Source organism: Mesorhizobium sp., assembly GCF_024509055.1.
In the GTDB taxonomy this organism is placed as follows: domain Bacteria; phylum Pseudomonadota; class Alphaproteobacteria; order Rhizobiales; family Rhizobiaceae; genus Mesorhizobium.
Map to the genome: position 1 here is coordinate 1 of NZ_JANINM010000363.1, position 15200 is coordinate 15200.

A 15200-nucleotide genomic window follows, 5' to 3' on the forward strand; every position below is an offset into this window, starting at 1 on the left:
TGCCATCATTCGCGACAAAACCGCATTCGCATGAACACAGTTGCCATGCCGTGACTTTGATCGTAGGGTGCTGGGGAGCAGAATTCCGCATCGTGGCAACGCTTCGAAGTCACGGAATGGATTCTATGGTCTGCGCCGCGTCGCTTCGCTCCTTGCTCCGCCATAGAATGACGACACGATGGGCGTTCAGGCTAATCGCCAATGTATGCGACCATCGAGCAACATCTAGCATACCAAGAATTTCTGCCTTCAGGTAAGCGATGGCTGGCCGGCACGTGACCACCGCGTGGCCCATCCAGGCCGGTTGCCTTGCGCGAAAGCCAGCCTAGGTTGGTAGCGACATCGCCGGCAGCCGGATGGGCACCAATGCATCTCGCCGTTTCGCTCAACATTGCGTCCGCCACAGGACAGGCAGGCCTGACATTCGGCGAGATAGCCAGCTTTGTGCGGAAGGCGGAAGCGGCCGGCATCGACATGGTCGTCATTTCCGATGCGCCGGGCAGCGGTCAGCAGTCGGTGAGCCCCTTCGAGGCGACCACCCTTGTCGCCGCGCTGGCGACGGTGACCGACAGGATCGGCCTTGTCGCCAGCGCCTCGACGCTTGCGCATCAGCCGTACAATCTCGCGCGCCGTTTCGCCTCGCTCGACATCATCAGCCATGGCCGCATTGGCTGGAACGCCACGATGGCGCAGAACCCGCGCGAGGCTGCGAATTTCAGCCGGCCGGAAGGGCTGCCCGACGATGATTTCCGCCGCCGCGCTGAGGAATTCATCGGCATCGTCCAGGGCCTTTGGAGAGGCTGGGACGCGGACGCCTTGCTGTTCGACAAGGCCGGCGGCCGGTTCCACGATCCGGAACAGATGCATCTGCTCGACCACAAGGGTCAGTTCTTCTCGGTGCGCGGACCGCTGAATGTCGCCCGCTCGCCGCAGGATGCGCCACTTTTGGTCATGTCCGGCCTGATGGAAGCCGATCTCGATTTCGCCGCCGGTGCCGCCGATGTCATTGTGATCCAGGACCAGCAACCGGAGGCGGCAACCGCCGATCTGAAACGGCGAGCCGTAGCCGCAGGTCGCAAGGTCGAAGCCTTGAAGACTCTGGCGGAAATCGACGCAGGCCCCGGGCTGGCAGACCACATCGACGCAGTTCGATCAAGCGGCTGCGACGGCGCCATGATTAATTTGCCGGCTCATGATCAGCCAATTGAGGATTTCTCGGATCGCATTCTGGCGGAACTCCATCAGCGGGCACTGATCCTCCACGGCAACCGGGGCTCGACCCTGCGCGATCGTCTCGGACTTGGCGCGGGAGGCTCCAAATGAGCGCGCGGCAGATGAAGCTCGGCCTGTTTTTGTGGGCGACCGGACACCACATCGCCGCCTGGCGCCATCCGGATGCGCATGTGACGGCCGGCATCGACATCGACCACTACATCCAGCTTGCCCGCACAGCCGAAGCGGCGAAGTTCGACATGGTGTTCTGCGAGGACGCCGCCGGCCTGCGCGAGGCCAATGTCAACATTGCCAGCCAGACCTCGCGTTCGATCGGCTTCGAGCCGATCAGCCTGCTTTCGGCGCTTGCCGTCCAGACCGAGCGGATCGGCCTCGTGTCGACGGCCTCGACCAGCTACAACGAACCCTACGGGCTGGCGCGGACCTTCGCCTCGCTCGACAATCTGAGCGGCGGAAGGGCCGGCTGGAACCTTGTGACCTCGGCGAGCCCGATCGAGGCGGCGAATTTCGGTGCGGCAGGCTTGCGGCCGCATGCGGATCGCTATGCGCGGGCGCGCGAATTCGCGGCCGTCGTCACCAGCCTATGGCGCCACGAGGCGGGCGGCCATGATGGTCAGAGCTTTTCGGTGCGCGACCAACTCGACGTGCCGCCGTCACCACAGGGCGCGCCGGTGATGGTGCAGGCAGGCGCCTCCGACGACGGCAAGGATCTCGCCGCGCAGACCGCCGATGTCGTGTTCTCAGCGGCGCAGACCTTCGACGAGGCCAAGGCTTTCTACGACGATCTCAAGGGCCGGCTCGCGGCCTACGGGCGCGAGCCGGACGATGTGAAGATCATGCCGGGCGTCGCGCCGATCGTCGCGGCGACGAAGGCCGAGGCCCAGGCAAAATACGATGCCTTGCAGGAACTTATCCCCGACGATGTCGGCGTGGCGCTGCTCTCCAGTTATCTCAGCATCTCCGATCTCTGGCGCTATCCGATCGACGGGCCGCTGCCCGAACTGCCGGAGAGCGAGGGCATGAAGAGCCGGCAGGCCCTAGTGATCGAGCAGGCCCGGCGCGACGGCCTCTCGATCCGCCAGCTCGCGCGTTACTTCGCCGGCGCGCGCGGCCATTGGCGCATCGTCGGCACGGCCGAGCAGATCGCCGACGAATTGCAGGCGCGTTTCGAAGGCGGCGCCGCCGACGGCTTCAATGTCATGCCCTCCTGGTTCCCGGACGAGCTTGATGCTTTCGCGACGCTCGTCGTGCCGGAACTTCAGCGGCGTGGGCTGTTCCGAAGGGACTATGAGGGCCGCACGCTGCGTGAGCACCTCGGCCTGAAGCGGCCGATCTAAAGTTCAGCCTTCGTCCATCAGTCGGGCTGCTCCGGAGACCCTTATCGAGCTGCCGGGCGCTGGCGGGATTTCGGCATGGAGCCGCGAGCGCATGCCCATGTCCTCGCCCTGGACGATGTAGATCGAACCGCCATGCGGCCAGCCGAGATCGCGCAGATAGCCGGCAAAGGCAGCGGTGGCGGCGCCGGTCGCCGGGTCCTCATAGACACCGCCGGACGCGAACGGGTTGCGCGTATGGAAGAGACGCGGGGTTTCGGCATAGGCCAGCAGTATGGTGACCAGGCCTTCGCGCCGCATGAAGGCCTGGCCCTGCTTGAGATCGTAGGCCATCGCTGCCAGCGCCTGGCGCGACTTCAGCGCCAGGAGAAGATGATCGGCGCCACCATGGATGAGCGCCGGCGGGATCGCGGGATCGAGATCGCCCGGCTGATAGCCGAAGAGCGCCAGCGCCTCGCCGACCAGCTCGGACGAGGCGGGCTGGCTGCGTGTCGGCGGCGACTGCAGCGCGGCGGCAAAGTTGGCGCCGTCACGAAAACCTTCGACGGTGATGTTGGCCTGGTTGAGGGTCAAGGCAAACACGCCGTCGCCGAACTGCCTGACCAGCGCCGCGCCCAGCGCGATCGTGGCATGGCCGCAAAAGGGCACTTCCGATTCCGGCGAGAAGTAACGGACCCGCCAGCCGTCGCCATCTGGCGCCGCGAATGCCGTCTCCGAAAAACCGACCTCGGCGGCGACGCGCTGCATTTCGGCGGCTTCGGGAAGAACTTTGCCAATCACCACCCCCGCCGGGTTGCCGCCGATCCTGCCATCGGAAAATGCCGCTATCCGTAAAACGTCCATGATGCTCGCCTCGTGTTGATCAGGCGCGCAGGAAACACATTCCGGGCCGGATTGGGAAACGAAGAAAGCGACGAGCAGCTGTGAGTGGCGATCATACCTCGACGCGACCGGCGCGCTCCGTCTTTCGACGAGGAACGAAACCCGCGCCTCGCCGTTCTGGCATTTGGCGACCGCGCAAGGCCGCCTTCAGTCCTCAAGCTTTCACCAAGCGACGCAGCGCGACAGGAGCCGACCATGGACGCCATCGTCACCAAGAACGACCTCAAATCCGACGCCAAGAGGGAATCGATCGATCTTCTCAACGCCAGGCTTGCCGACGCCATCGACCTGGCGCTGATCACCAAGCAGGCGCATTGGAACGTCAAGGGACCGCAGTTCATCGCCATCCACGAGATGCTCGACGAGTTCCGCGAGGAGATCGATGGCCATGTCGACATCATCGCTGAGCGCGCCGTGCAGCTCGGCGGCACCGCGCATGGCACCTCGCAGGAAGTGTCGAAAGCGACCAAGCTGAAGCCCTACCCGACCGACATCCACAAGACCAAGGATCACCTTGCAGCGCTGATCGACCGCTATGCCGCGGCCGCAAAGCTGACCCGCGAGGCGATTGACGAGGCGGCCGATGCGGGCGACGCCGACACTGCGGACATCTTCACCGCCTATTCGCGCTCGCTGGACAAGTTGCTGTGGTTCCTGGAAGCGCATACGCAGGAGAAGGAATAGAGGCTCCGTTTCTCCGTCGCGAACTCGGCCCGCTTACATCAGCCGGCCATCGCTTTTTCGGGCGTATCCGAAGCTGACGCCTGGGCCGAGTGCGACACCAGCGCGGTCATGATCTCGGCGGCGGCGAGCGCGGCGATAACCGGGGGACGCTTGTCCTTAACCGCATTGCCGCCGATCGGCGACACGAGACGCTCGAACTGGGCTTCGCTGCCTTCGCCCGACTTCAGGAACCAGTTCCGGAAGGTCGCCTTCTTGGTCTTCGAACCGATCATGCCGACATAGGCTGTGTCGTCGCGCTTCAATGCTTCGGCGACGATCAGGAAATCCAGCGCGTGGTCGTGTGTGAGGATGGCGAAGGCCGATCCCGCCGGCGCTTCGCGCACCACGGCTTCCGGCATCGGCGTCAGCCGCGTCTCGACCGTATCCGGCATGCCTTCCAGCGCATCGGCGCGTGTCTCGACGACGACAAGATGGATCGGCAGAAGCGCCAGCGACGCCGCCAGCGCCTGGCCGACATGGCCCCCGCCGAACATATAGATGTGGGGAAGATGCGCTTCCTCGGCTTCGGCCTTGGCGATGAGTTCGTTTCCGAGCGCCTCGTCGACCAGACGGATCAGCACCTCGACCCGGCCACCGCAGCACTGGCCGATTTCGGGGCCTAGCGGAACGTCCATCGTGGCGCAGACTTCCTCGACCTCGATGCGGGTTTCTTTGCCCTCCCCCTTGTGGGGAGGGTCGGACGACGTCGTCCTTGGGGGATGTCTATCGAGCGCCGCACCCCCGCCCCGACCGGCTTCACCGGTCGACCCTCCCCACAAGGAGGGTAAGGAGCCCAATATCTGCCTGGCCTTGTCGATCGCCATATACTCGAGTTGGCCGCCGCCAATGGTGCCCAGGATCGCCGACGCCGAGACAAGCATGAAGGCGCCGGCTTCGCGCGGCGTCGAGCCTTTCGTTGCCGCGACCTCGACCAGGGCGACCCGGCCGGCCTGGCTAAGAAACTCCTTCAGACTTTGCACTTTCGAGCTCATCGTCTGCATTCCTGGTACCGAAACATAGGGTTTTTCGGCCCGAATTGCACGTTTTGCCGGATTCAAGCCGGCTTTGCGGCTTCCCGTTTCAGCCTTTCGATCGCCATCAGCACCCGTTCCGGCGTCGCCGGCGCGTCCAGGCGCGGACAGATCTTGTGGTCGGCGACACTGGCGATCGCGTCCGACAGCGCATGCAGCACCGACATGCCGTGCGGCAGCGGCGGCTCGCCCACGGCTTTGGAACGGTGGATGGTCGGCTCGTAGGCGGACGACCAGTCGGTGAGCTTGACGTTGAAGACTTTTGGACGGTCGGAAGCGAGCGGGATCTTGTAAGTCGATGGCGCATGCGTGCGCAGCCGCCCACTCTTGTCCCACCAGAGCTCCTCGGTCGTCAGCCAGCCCATGCCCTGGATGAAGCCGCCCTCGATCTGGCCGAGGTCGATCGCCCGGTTCAACGAGCGGCCGGCGTCGTGCAGGATGTCGGTGCGCTCGACGACATATTCGCCGGTCAGCGTGTCGACCGAGACCTCCGCGCAGGCCGCGCCGTAAGCGTAATAGTAGAAGGCGTGGCCGCGACCCTTGCTGCGGTCCCAGTGGATCTTTGGTGTCTTGTAGAAGCCGGCCGCCGAGAGCTGGACACGGTTGATATAGGCCTGCTTGACCAGATCGTTGAAGGAAACCTCCTGGTTGCCGACGCGCACGCGGTTGGGCAGGAACACGACCTGGTCGTGCGGCACCTGGTATTTGTCGGCGGCGAAATCGGTCAACCGCTTGCGGATCTGACGGGCAGCGTCCTGCGCCGCCATGCCATTGAGGTCGGCGCCCGACGACGCCGCAGTTGGCGAGGTGTTCGGCACCTTGGCGGTGGTGGTGGCGGTGATCTTGACCCGGTCGAGGTCGATCTGGAACTCTTCGGCGACCACCTGGGCCACCTTGAGATGCAGGCCCTGGCCCATCTCGGTGCCGCCGTGGTTCATGTGCACCGAGCCGTCGGCATAGACATGCACAAGCGCGCCGGCCTGGTTGGCCTCCGTCTTGGTGAAGGAAATGCCGAATTTGACCGGCGTCATCGCCAGCCCGCGCTTGATGAAGCGGCTGTTGGCGTTGAAGGCCGCGATCTCGCGCCGGCGCCGCGCATAGTTCGCGCTTTCCTCCAGCTCGGCGACGATGCGCTGGATGATGCAGTCCTCGACCTTCTGGTGGTAAGGCGTGACGTTGCGCTCGCCGATCGCGTCCATCGAGTCGTAGAAATTCAGCTTGCGGATTTCGAGCGAATCCTTGCCGACGGCGAAGGCCACCTCGTCGATGACGCGCTCGGCGCCAACCATGCCTTGCGGACCACCGAAACCGCGGAAGGCGGTGTTGGAGACGGTGTTGGTGTAAAGCGGCGCCGACTTCGCATGCACCGCCGGATAGAAATAGGCGTTGTCGCAGTGGAACAGCGCGCGGTCGCCGACCGGGCCGGACAGGTCGGCCGAGAAGCCGCAGCGCAGCGCATAGGTGAAGTCGACGCCCAGGATGTTGCCCTCGTCGTCGAAGCCGACTTCATAGTCGATGGCGAAATCGTGCCGCTTGCCGGTGGCGGTCATGTCCTCATCGCGGTCGAGCCTGATCTTGACCGCGCGCTTCAGTTTCTTGGCCGCAATCGCCGCTATCGCCGCGCACTGGTTGGCCTGGGTTTCCTTGCCACCGAAGCCGCCGCCCATGCGGCGCACTTCCACCGTCACGGCATGGCTCGGCACGCCGAGCGCGTGGGCGACCAGATGCTGCGTCTCGCTCGGCCCTTGCGTCGAGCAGTAGACGATCACCTCATCGTCCTCGCCCGGTATCGCGAGCGAAACCTGGCCTTCGAGGTAAAAATGGTCCTGGCCGCCGAGCCACATGCGGTTTTTGATGCGGCGCGGCGCCGCCGCGATGGCGGCCGCCGCATCGCCGCGCTTCAGGATCAGCGGCGTGGTGACCTGCTTGTCCTTGACCGGATCGAGGTCCCAGATGTCGATCACGGCCGGGAGCTCGTCATACTCGATCTTGGCAAGGCGCGCCGCATGGCGCGCCGCTTCCCGCGTCTCGCCGATAACGGCGAAGATCGGCTGTCCGTAGAACTGCACTTTGCCTTCGGCGAGCACCGGATCGTCATGCATGTTGCTCGGCGAAACGTCGTTCTCGCCGGGCACATCGGCATAGGTGAGCACATCGACGACACCGGGTGCCGTGCGCACGGCCGACAGGTCGACGCTCTTCAACATGCCGTGCGCAACCTTCGACAGGCCGAGGCCGACATGCAGTGTGCCCGCCGGCTCCGGCATGTCGTCGATATAGACGGCGGTGCCGCTGACATGCTTGTGAGCGGAATCGTGCCGCTGGTCGGTGGCGACGCCGCCGACGATCTTCTCTGCCTTGAGGTTGGGAGTGCTGGCGTGCTTGTTCATCAGGCCGCCTCGTTGCGTGACACCTGGAATGGCTCCTTGGTGCCGGTGGTTTCGACATAGAAGCGCAGCAGCAGGTTCTTCGCCGCCAGCGCGCGATACTCGGCCGTCGCCCGCATGTCCGTGAGCGGCGTGAAATCCTTGGCGTATTCGGCCATCGCGGCCTCCACCGTCGCTTCGTTCCAGACCTTGCCTACAAGCGCCTTTTCGACCGCAGAAGCGCGCTTCGGCGTCGCCGCCATGCCACCATAGGCGATGCGGATGTCGGCCACTGTGCCGTCCCCCGCCAAGGTCAGATAAAAGGCGCCGAGGGTCGCGGTGATGTCTTCGTCGCGGCGCTTGGTGACCTTGTAGACGGCAAATTTCACTTCCTTTGCCGGGACAGGCACATGCACGGCCTCGACAAACTCGCCTGGCTGCCGGTCCTGCTTGCCATAGGCGATGAAGAATTTCTCGAGCGGGATCGTGCGACGGGCACTGCCCTTGCGCAGCGTAAGTTCAGCGCCCAGCGCGATCAGCGGCGGCGGCGTGTCGCCGATCGGCGAGCCGTTGGCGACGTTGCCGCCGATGGTGCCCATATTGCGCACCTGCTCGCCACCGATGCGGTCGACCAGCGGTCCTAGCGCAGGGATGCGCTTCGACAGCGTTTCGAAAGCCTCGGTGTAGGTGACACCGGCGCCTATGGTGATCGTTCCCTCGGCTTCCGAAATGGTGCGCAGGCCGTCGAGGCCGCCGATGAAGACCACCGGCGAGATGTCGCGCATGTGCTTGGTGACCCACAGGCCGACATCGGTGGAACCGGCAACGATGGTGGCGCCCGGCTCTTTTTCGAGCACGGCGGCGAAATCGTCGACATCAGCCGGCACGATCAGGCGATGCTTGCCGGCCCCGACCTCGACCCTGGCACCATCACGCAGTGCTTCCAGCCGCGTGGTGATGTCCTTGCGTTCCACCGCCAGCGGGTCCTTCGCCGCCTTGCCGTAGCTCGATATGGCGCGAGCCGCGCGCATGATCGCCTCGTAGCCCGTGCAGCGGCAGAGATTGCCCTGCAGCGCCTTCTCGATTGCAGCGTCGGAGGGGTTGGGCGTCTTCATCCAGAGTCCGTAGAGCGACATGATGAAGCCCGGCGTGCAGAAGCCGCATTGCGAGCCGTGGAAATCGACCATCGCCTGCTGCACCGGGTGCAGCTCGTCGCCTTCGCCGCGCAAATGCTCTACGGTGACGACATGGGTGCCGTCGAGCGAGCCCATGAAACGGATGCAGGCGTTGACGCTTTCATAGACGAGGCCATCGGCGGACAGCTTGCCGACCAGCACCGTGCATGCGCCGCAATCGCCTTCGGCGCAGCCTTCCTTGGTGCCGCGCAGCGAGCGGTTGAGCCGCAGCCAGTCGAGCAACGTCGCAGCGGGTGCGACGTCCTTGAGGGCCACGTCACCGCCATTCAGGATAAAGCGTATCTCGTTGCGTATCTCTGCCATGTCTCAGCTCCCCCGATAGGTCGAGTAGCCGTAGGGCGAAATCAAGAGCGGCACGTGGTAATGCCGCTGTTCGGCCATGCCGAAACGGATCGGCACGATGTCGAGGAAGGCGGGCTGCGGCAGGTCGATCCCCTGCCCGCGCAGATAGTCGCCGGCGGCGAACACCAGCTCATATTCGCCGGTGCGGAAATCGGCGCCGGCGAGCAGTGGCGCGTCGCAGCGGCCGTCATTATTGGTGGCGACAGTCTTGATATGCGTGCGGCTCTGCCGCTCTATGCGGAACAGCTCGATCGAGAGCCCCTTTGCCGGCCGGCCGGTCGCGGTGTCGAGCACGTGGGTCGTCAGGCGCCCGCCATCGGCTTTAGACGTTTCTGCCACTGGCCGCCTCCCATCTCGGTACAGTCGAACGTTTTCAGGTCAATTGTGCGCCAATTAAAGGCCATGCATAAGTCCCGGTCGAGCGGAGTGCGGCAAAAAGCACTTTCAAAAATTTTGAGGGGAATGCGCGGGCACTCCTTTAGATATCCTCACTTCACCAATCGGGCAGGAGCGACAATGCGTTACGAACGGGACATGCGCGGTTACGGGGCAAATCCGCCGGACCCGAAATGGCCTGGCGGCGCCTATGTCGCGGTTCAGTTCGTCGTCAACTACGAGGAAGGCGGCGAGAATTGCGTCCTCCATGGCGACAAGGCTTCAGAGGCGTTCCTGTCCGAGATCGTCGGTGCCGCGCCCTGGCTCGGCCAACGCCACTGGAACATGGAATCGATCTACGAATACGGCGCCCGGGCCGGTTTCTGGCGGCTGCATCGGCTGTTCACCGAAGCCCAGGTGCCGGTGACCTGCTATGGCGTGGCCACGGCATTGGCGCGCTCGCCCGACCAGGTCGTGGCGATGCAAGAGGCTGGCTGGGAAATGGCCTCGCACGGCCTGAAATGGATCGACTATCGCGACCATGCGGCCGAGGACGAGCGGCGCGACCTCGATGAGGCTATCCGGCTGCACTACGAAGTGACCGGCGCCCGGCCGACCGGCTGGTACACCGGCCGCACCTCGGTGAATACGGTGCGTCTGGTCGCCGAGGAGGGTGGTTTCGACTATGTTTCGGACACCTATGACGACGAGCTGCCCTACTGGTTTGACCGCGAAGGCGTGGAAAAGCCGCAGCTCGTCATCCCCTACACGCTCGACGCCAACGACATGCGCTTTGCCACCCCGCAAGGTTTCAACTCGGGCGACCAGTTCTTCGCCTATCTGAAGGACAGCTTCGACACGCTCTATGCCGAGGGCAAGGCGGGCCGGCCGCGCATGATGAATATCGGCCTGCACTGTCGGCTTGTCGGCAGACCTGGCCGCGTGGCTGCGCTCAAGCGTTTCGTCGATTATGTGAAGTCGCACGACAAGATCTGGATGGCGCGGCGCATCGACATTGCCAAACATTGGCACCAGACCCATCCCTACGACGCGCCGGCACTGCGCCCGTCGCGCATGGAATTCGAAGCGTTCGTGCACGCCTTCGGCGGCGTGTTCGAGCACTCACCATGGATCGCCGAGCGCGCCTATGAACTGGAGCTCGGCCCCGCGCATGACAGCGCCGGCGGCCTGCACAATGCGCTCTGCCGCGTCTTCCGCGCCGCGAGCGAGGCCGAACGGCTTTCCGTGCTCAACGCCCATCCTGACCTCGCCGGCAAGCTGGCGAAGGCGAAGCGCCTGACGCCGGAATCGGCCAAAGAGCAGGCGTCCGCCGGGCTCGACGCGCTGACCGACAAGGAGCGCGAGCTCTTTTCCAAGCTCAACGCCGCCTATGTCACGACCTTCGGCTTCCCCTTCATCATCGCGGTCAAGGGCAAGAGCAAGGACGAGATCCTGGCGGAGTTCGAGGCCCGTATCGGCAACAGCCGCGCCGTCGAGTTCGAAACCGCCTGCAAGCAGGTCGAGCGCATCGCGCTGCTTCGGTTGAGAGACATGCTACCGCTCTGAATGTTTGTTGTTTTTGTTGACGCAATTCCCAACGGAAACCGCTTCACACTGTTCGTGGAATTGCTCTGAGGGTCAGGACCCATGGATATGATCAAGTCGCCCGAGCGAACCTATTACGCGCCGCATGGCGGTCATCCCGGCCAGAACGAGCTGTTGACCGGCCGCGCCGTCTTCACGGAGGCCTATGCGGTCATCCCCAAGGGGGTGATGCAGGACATCGTCACCAGTCCACTGCCGTTCTGGGACAAGACCAGGGCCTGGATCATCGCCAGGCCGCTCTCGGGCTTCGCCGAGACGTTCTCGCAATATATCGTCGAGGTTCTGCCCGGCGGCGGCAGCGACCGACCGGAGCTCGATGCCGACGCCGAGGGCGTGCTGTTCGTGGTCGAGGGCGAACTCACCGTCTCGCTTGCCGGCAAGAAGCATGTGCTTGTCCCCGGCGGCTTCGCCTTCCTGCCGCCGGCAAGCGGCTGGACGGTGCGCAACGAAGGCAACGAAGCCGTTCGCTTCCACTGGGTCCGCAAGGCCTATGAAGCCGTCGACGGCCTCGACGCGCCGGAAGCCCTGTTTGCAAGCGACCACGAAGTAGCGCCGAGCGCGATGCCCGGCACCGAGGGCCGTTGGGCAACGACGCGCTTCGTCGATCCGGCCGACATGCGCCATGACATGCATGTCACCATCGTCACGCTGAAGCCCGGCGCGGTCATCCCCTTTGCCGAGACGCATGTGATGGAGCACGGGCTCTATGTGCTCGAAGGCAAGGCGGTCTACCGGCTCAACCAGGACTGGGTCGAGGTCGAGGCCGGCGACTTCATGTGGCTGCGCGCCTTCTGCCCGCAGGCCTGCTATGCCGGCGGTCCCGGCAATTTCCGCTACCTGCTCTACAAGGACGTCAACCGGCACGCCAAGCTCGGCGGCGCCCTCGGAGGCCATGCGCGGTGACCCGCATCGTCGCCCAGCCGCTCACCCGCGAGAGCTTCGCGCCGTTCGGCGACGTCATCGACATGGGCGGCGACAACCGCTACCCGATCAATGGCGGCAAGGCGATGCGCTATCACGACCTCGCCACCGCCGAGGCCGCCGGACCGAACGCGAAGGTGCTGATCTCGATGGTTCGCGGCACGCCCTATGAAATGCCGCTGAAGCTCACCATGGTCGAGCGGCACCCGCTCGGCAGCCAGGCTTTCATTCCGCTGTCGCCGCGGCCCTTCCTGGTCGTCGTCTGCCACGACACCAAGGACGGTCCGGGCGAGCCGCATGCCTTCATCACCGCGCCGGGACAAGGCATCAATTACAAGCGCAACCTCTGGCATGGCGTGCTGACGCCCATCGGCGAGGAGCAGGATTTCCTCATCGTCGACCGGGGCGGCGACGGCTCCAATCTCGAGGAGTGCCATTTCTCGCACCCCTACGAGATCCATCTCCCTTGAACGAGATCGAACTTCTCTCATGACCGACATTTCACTGATCGACCGCCTGCTCGACGTGATCGAGCACGACATCGTGCCGAAGACCGCTGAAGGCGTCGCCCATGGCAACAAGCTGTTCGGCGCGGCGATCCTGAGGAAGGGCGACCGCTCGCTGGTGCTTGCCGAGACCAACAACGAGATGGAAAACCCCCTCTGGCATGGCGAGGTGCATTGCCTGAAGCGCTTCTACGAAATGCCGAAGGCCGAGCGCGTCGACACGAAGGACGCGCTGTTCCTGGCGACGCACGAGCCTTGCTCGCTCTGCCTGTCGGCGATCACCTGGACCGGCTTCGACAACTTCTACTACCTTTTCAGCCACGAGGATTCGCGAGACAGCTTCGCGATCCCGCACGACTTGAAGATCCTGAAGGAGGTCTTCACCCTCGATCCCGGCGGCTATAATGGCGAGAATGCCTACTGGAAGAGCTTTTCGATCCGCCGGCTGGTGCGCGCCTTACCCGATGCCGAGCGCAACCGGCTGGAAGCGCGGATCGGCAAGATCTCGGCGCGCTACGACGAGCTGTCGCACACCTACCAGGCTAGCAAGATCGACAACGACATTCCGCTGAACTGACGCGAATTGACCAGCCGATTTCGCCGGCTGGCTCACGACGCATCGCGGGCACCTTCATCATGTGGCGGCGGATATTGGAGCCGCCATGAAAACAGTCACAGAATTTCCCCGCAAGGTCGTCGAATTCCCAGATATGGGCATCGTCATGCCGGATGGCTGCCGGCTATCGGCGCGCATCTGGATGCCTGAGGACGCCGCCGACCATCCGGTGCCGGCGATCCTCGAGCATTTGCCCTACCGCAAGCGCGACGGCACCATCTTCCGCGATCAGCTGACGCACCCCTATTTCGCTGGCCACGGCTATGCCTCGATCCGCGTCGACATGCGCGGCAACGGCGATTCCGAAGGGCTGATGGATGACGAATATTCCGAGCAGGAGTTGCAGGACGCCTGCGACGTCATCGCCTGGGCGGCAAGCCAGCCCTGGTGCAACGGCAATGTCGGGATGATGGGCATTTCCTGGGGCGGCTTCAACTGCCTGCAGGTGGCGGCCAAACAGCCGCCGGCGCTGAAGGCGGTGATCAGCCTCTGCTCGACCGTCGACCGCTATGCCGACGACATCCACTACAAGGGCGGCTGCCTGCTCACCGAAAATTTCGGATGGGCCTCGACGATGCTCTCCTATTCGTCGCGGCCGCCGGATCCGCTGATTGCCGGCGGTAACCGCTGGCGCGACCTGTGGCTTAGCCGGCTTGAGAACCAGCCCTTCCTTCTGCCTTTGTGGCTTAGCCATCAGCATCGCGACGCCTACTGGAAGCGCGGCTCGATCTGCGAGGACTTTTCGGCTGTGAAGGCCGCCGTGCTGTCGATCGGCGGCTGGCACGACGGCTACCGCAACACGATCTCCAATCTCGTCACCAGCATCCAGTCGCCGGTGAAAGGCATTGTCGGTCCGTGGATTCACAAATACCCGCATTATGCAGGCCCCAAGCCGGCTATAGGCTTCCTGCAGGAGGCGCTGCGCTGGTGGGACCACTGGCTGAAGGGCGCCGAGACAGGCGTCGAGAACGATCCCGACTACCGGGCCTATGTAATGGACAGCGTGCGGCCGGCGCGCTGGCATCCTGAACGGCCGGGCCGCTGGGTGGCGGAACAGGAATGGCCGTCATCCAACATCAAGGTGGAGGCGATCGAGCTCATCGGCGAAAACGGCAAACCGGCGATCGTCGCCTCGCCGCAAAGCTGCGGGCTTGCCGGCGGCGAGTATTTCCCCTTCACCTTCGGTCCGGAACTGCCGGGCGACCAGCGTCCGGACGACGCGCTATCGACATGCTTCGACCAGCCTGAACTTGAGAAGGCAATCGACATCGTCGGCGCGCCCGAGGTCGAGATCCGGTTTTCTTCCGATCGGCCGCAGGCCAACATCGCGGTGCGGCTGTGCGATGTGCATCCGGACGGCGCTTCGGAGCTGATCTCCTACGGAGTGCTCAACCTCACCCACCGCAACTCGCATGAATTTCCGGAGGCGCTGGTGCCGGGGGAGACGGTTTCGGCACGTGTCGTGCTCGACCAGTGCGCCTATCGGGTGCCGGCCGGCCACCGGCTGCGCATTGCCGTCTCGACAGCTTACTGGCCCATGATCTGGCCCTCGCCGGAGCCGGTCCGCCTCGACCTGATGAAGGCGACGCTCCGGCTGCCACTGCGGCCATTGGCAAAGGGTGACGAAGCCTCGTTTCAAGAGCCGGAAGGCGCGACGCCCTGGGCGACCGAAACGATCAGGCCCACCAATTCCGAGCGCCACATCGACCGCGACGAGAAGACAGGCGTCGTCACGCTTTCGATAACCGACGATTTCGGCGAAGTGCGCGACCTCGACCATGGGCTCGTCAACGGCAGCATCGTGCGGGAGAGATGGGCGATCCATCCCGACGATCCGTTGTCGGCAACGGGCAGCACCCATTGGACGCAGACATTGTCGCGAAATGAATGGTCGGTGCGGACTGAGACTTTCGCCGACATGCGCTCGGACGCAAAGAACTTCGTCGTCAGCGCCAGAATCGAGGCCTACGAGGGCGAGAAGCTGGTCTTCGAACGGGCTTTCGAACAGGCGATCCCGCGCGCCCTCGTCTGAGCGCAGGCAAGATTGGTCCAAATGCGACGCGCGATTTA

General features: G+C 64.2%; 13 protein-coding genes. 8 read left to right on the forward strand and 5 right to left on the reverse strand.

Annotated features, from left to right (window positions below; all coding sequences use genetic code 11):
- The first annotated feature begins 366 nt into the window (after positions 1-366).
- Complete coding sequence (locus Q0L57_RS15635) at positions 367-1323, forward strand: LLM class flavin-dependent oxidoreductase (protein ID WP_296744047.1); 957 nt, start codon at positions 367-369, stop codon at positions 1321-1323.
- On the forward strand, positions 1320-2570 hold the full coding sequence (locus Q0L57_RS15640) for an LLM class flavin-dependent oxidoreductase (protein ID WP_296744049.1): 1251 nt from the start codon (positions 1320-1322) through the stop codon (positions 2568-2570). The genes Q0L57_RS15635 and Q0L57_RS15640 overlap by 4 nt, the downstream gene beginning before the upstream one ends.
- A 3-nt stretch (positions 2571-2573) precedes the next feature.
- On the opposite strand, the gene Q0L57_RS15645 is transcribed toward Q0L57_RS15640, so the two are convergent.
- Entirely contained in the window at positions 2574-3410 is an 837-nt protein-coding gene (locus Q0L57_RS15645; RefSeq protein WP_296744050.1) for a PhzF family phenazine biosynthesis protein, read from the reverse strand.
- A gap of 234 nt (positions 3411-3644) precedes the next feature.
- On the opposite strand from Q0L57_RS15645, the gene dps reads away from it, so the two are divergent.
- Positions 3645-4133, forward strand: coding sequence for a DNA starvation/stationary phase protection protein Dps (gene dps / locus Q0L57_RS15650; RefSeq protein WP_296744052.1), 489 nt, complete (start codon positions 3645-3647; stop codon positions 4131-4133).
- Positions 4134-4171: 38 nt separating this feature from the next.
- Here dps and xdhC read toward each other — a convergent pair whose 3' ends face one another.
- The 4 genes from xdhC to uraH form a co-directional block, all read right to left on the reverse strand.
- Positions 4172-5164 (reverse strand): xanthine dehydrogenase accessory protein XdhC, encoded by a 993-nt coding sequence (xdhC, locus tag Q0L57_RS15655; RefSeq protein ID WP_296744054.1) that lies wholly within the window; start codon positions 5162-5164, stop codon positions 4172-4174.
- A 62-nt stretch (positions 5165-5226) separates the two neighbouring features.
- The gene (gene xdhB, locus Q0L57_RS15660; protein WP_296744056.1) at positions 5227-7593 is read right to left on the reverse strand and encodes a xanthine dehydrogenase molybdopterin binding subunit; all 2367 of its coding nucleotides are present in this window, start codon (positions 7591-7593) and stop codon (positions 5227-5229) included.
- A complete protein-coding gene (xdhA, locus tag Q0L57_RS15665) occupies positions 7593-9068 on the reverse strand; it encodes a xanthine dehydrogenase small subunit (protein ID WP_296744057.1) in 1476 nt (491 codons plus the stop codon). Before xdhA ends, xdhB begins: the two co-directional genes overlap by 1 nt.
- Positions 9069-9071: 3 nt before the next feature.
- Entirely contained in the window at positions 9072-9446 is a 375-nt protein-coding gene (gene uraH / locus Q0L57_RS15670) for a hydroxyisourate hydrolase (protein WP_296744059.1), read from the reverse strand.
- A 177-nt stretch (positions 9447-9623) separates the two neighbouring features.
- On the opposite strand from uraH, the gene puuE reads away from it, so the two are divergent.
- From puuE to Q0L57_RS15695, 5 genes are all read left to right on the forward strand, one after another.
- A complete protein-coding gene (gene puuE / locus Q0L57_RS15675) occupies positions 9624-11048 on the forward strand; it encodes an allantoinase PuuE (protein WP_296744061.1) in 1425 nt (474 codons plus the stop codon).
- Between the two features lie 81 nt (positions 11049-11129).
- Positions 11130-11990 (forward strand): bifunctional allantoicase/(S)-ureidoglycine aminohydrolase, encoded by an 861-nt coding sequence (locus Q0L57_RS15680; protein WP_296744063.1) that lies wholly within the window; start codon positions 11130-11132, stop codon positions 11988-11990.
- A complete protein-coding gene (locus Q0L57_RS15685) occupies positions 11987-12478 on the forward strand; it encodes an ureidoglycolate lyase (protein ID WP_296744064.1) in 492 nt (163 codons plus the stop codon). Before Q0L57_RS15680 ends, Q0L57_RS15685 begins: the two co-directional genes overlap by 4 nt.
- 19 nt (positions 12479-12497) lie before the next feature.
- Positions 12498-13091, forward strand: a complete 594-nt coding sequence (locus Q0L57_RS15690) for a nucleoside deaminase (protein WP_296744065.1) — start codon at positions 12498-12500, stop codon at positions 13089-13091.
- A gap of 85 nt (positions 13092-13176) precedes the next feature.
- On the forward strand, positions 13177-15162 hold the full coding sequence (locus Q0L57_RS15695) for a CocE/NonD family hydrolase (RefSeq protein WP_296744066.1): 1986 nt from the start codon (positions 13177-13179) through the stop codon (positions 15160-15162).
- Positions 15163-15200: the final 38 nt, after the last annotated feature.

Bases quoted from the DNA above. Each gene is read 5' to 3' on its own strand.
- dps (WP_296744052.1), top strand. From the start codon at position 3,645: ATGGACGCCATCGTCACCAAGAACGACCTCAAATCCGACGCCAAGAGG.
- xdhB (WP_296744056.1), bottom strand. From the start codon at position 7,593: ATGAACAAGCACGCCAGCACTCCCAACCTCAAGGCAGAGAAGATCGTC.
- xdhC (WP_296744054.1), bottom strand. From the start codon at position 5,164: ATGAGCTCGAAAGTGCAAAGTCTGAAGGAGTTTCTTAGCCAGGCCGGC.
- Q0L57_RS15680 (WP_296744063.1), top strand. From the start codon at position 11,130: ATGGATATGATCAAGTCGCCCGAGCGAACCTATTACGCGCCGCATGGC.
- Q0L57_RS15695 (WP_296744066.1), top strand. From the start codon at position 13,177: ATGAAAACAGTCACAGAATTTCCCCGCAAGGTCGTCGAATTCCCAGAT.
- puuE (WP_296744061.1), top strand. From the start codon at position 9,624: ATGCGTTACGAACGGGACATGCGCGGTTACGGGGCAAATCCGCCGGAC.
- xdhA (WP_296744057.1), bottom strand. From the start codon at position 9,068: ATGGCAGAGATACGCAACGAGATACGCTTTATCCTGAATGGCGGTGAC.
- Q0L57_RS15640 (WP_296744049.1), top strand. From the start codon at position 1,320: ATGAGCGCGCGGCAGATGAAGCTCGGCCTGTTTTTGTGGGCGACCGGA.
- Q0L57_RS15690 (WP_296744065.1), top strand. From the start codon at position 12,498: ATGACCGACATTTCACTGATCGACCGCCTGCTCGACGTGATCGAGCAC.
- Q0L57_RS15645 (WP_296744050.1), bottom strand. From the start codon at position 3,410: ATGGACGTTTTACGGATAGCGGCATTTTCCGATGGCAGGATCGGCGGC.
- Q0L57_RS15635 (WP_296744047.1), top strand. From the start codon at position 367: ATGCATCTCGCCGTTTCGCTCAACATTGCGTCCGCCACAGGACAGGCA.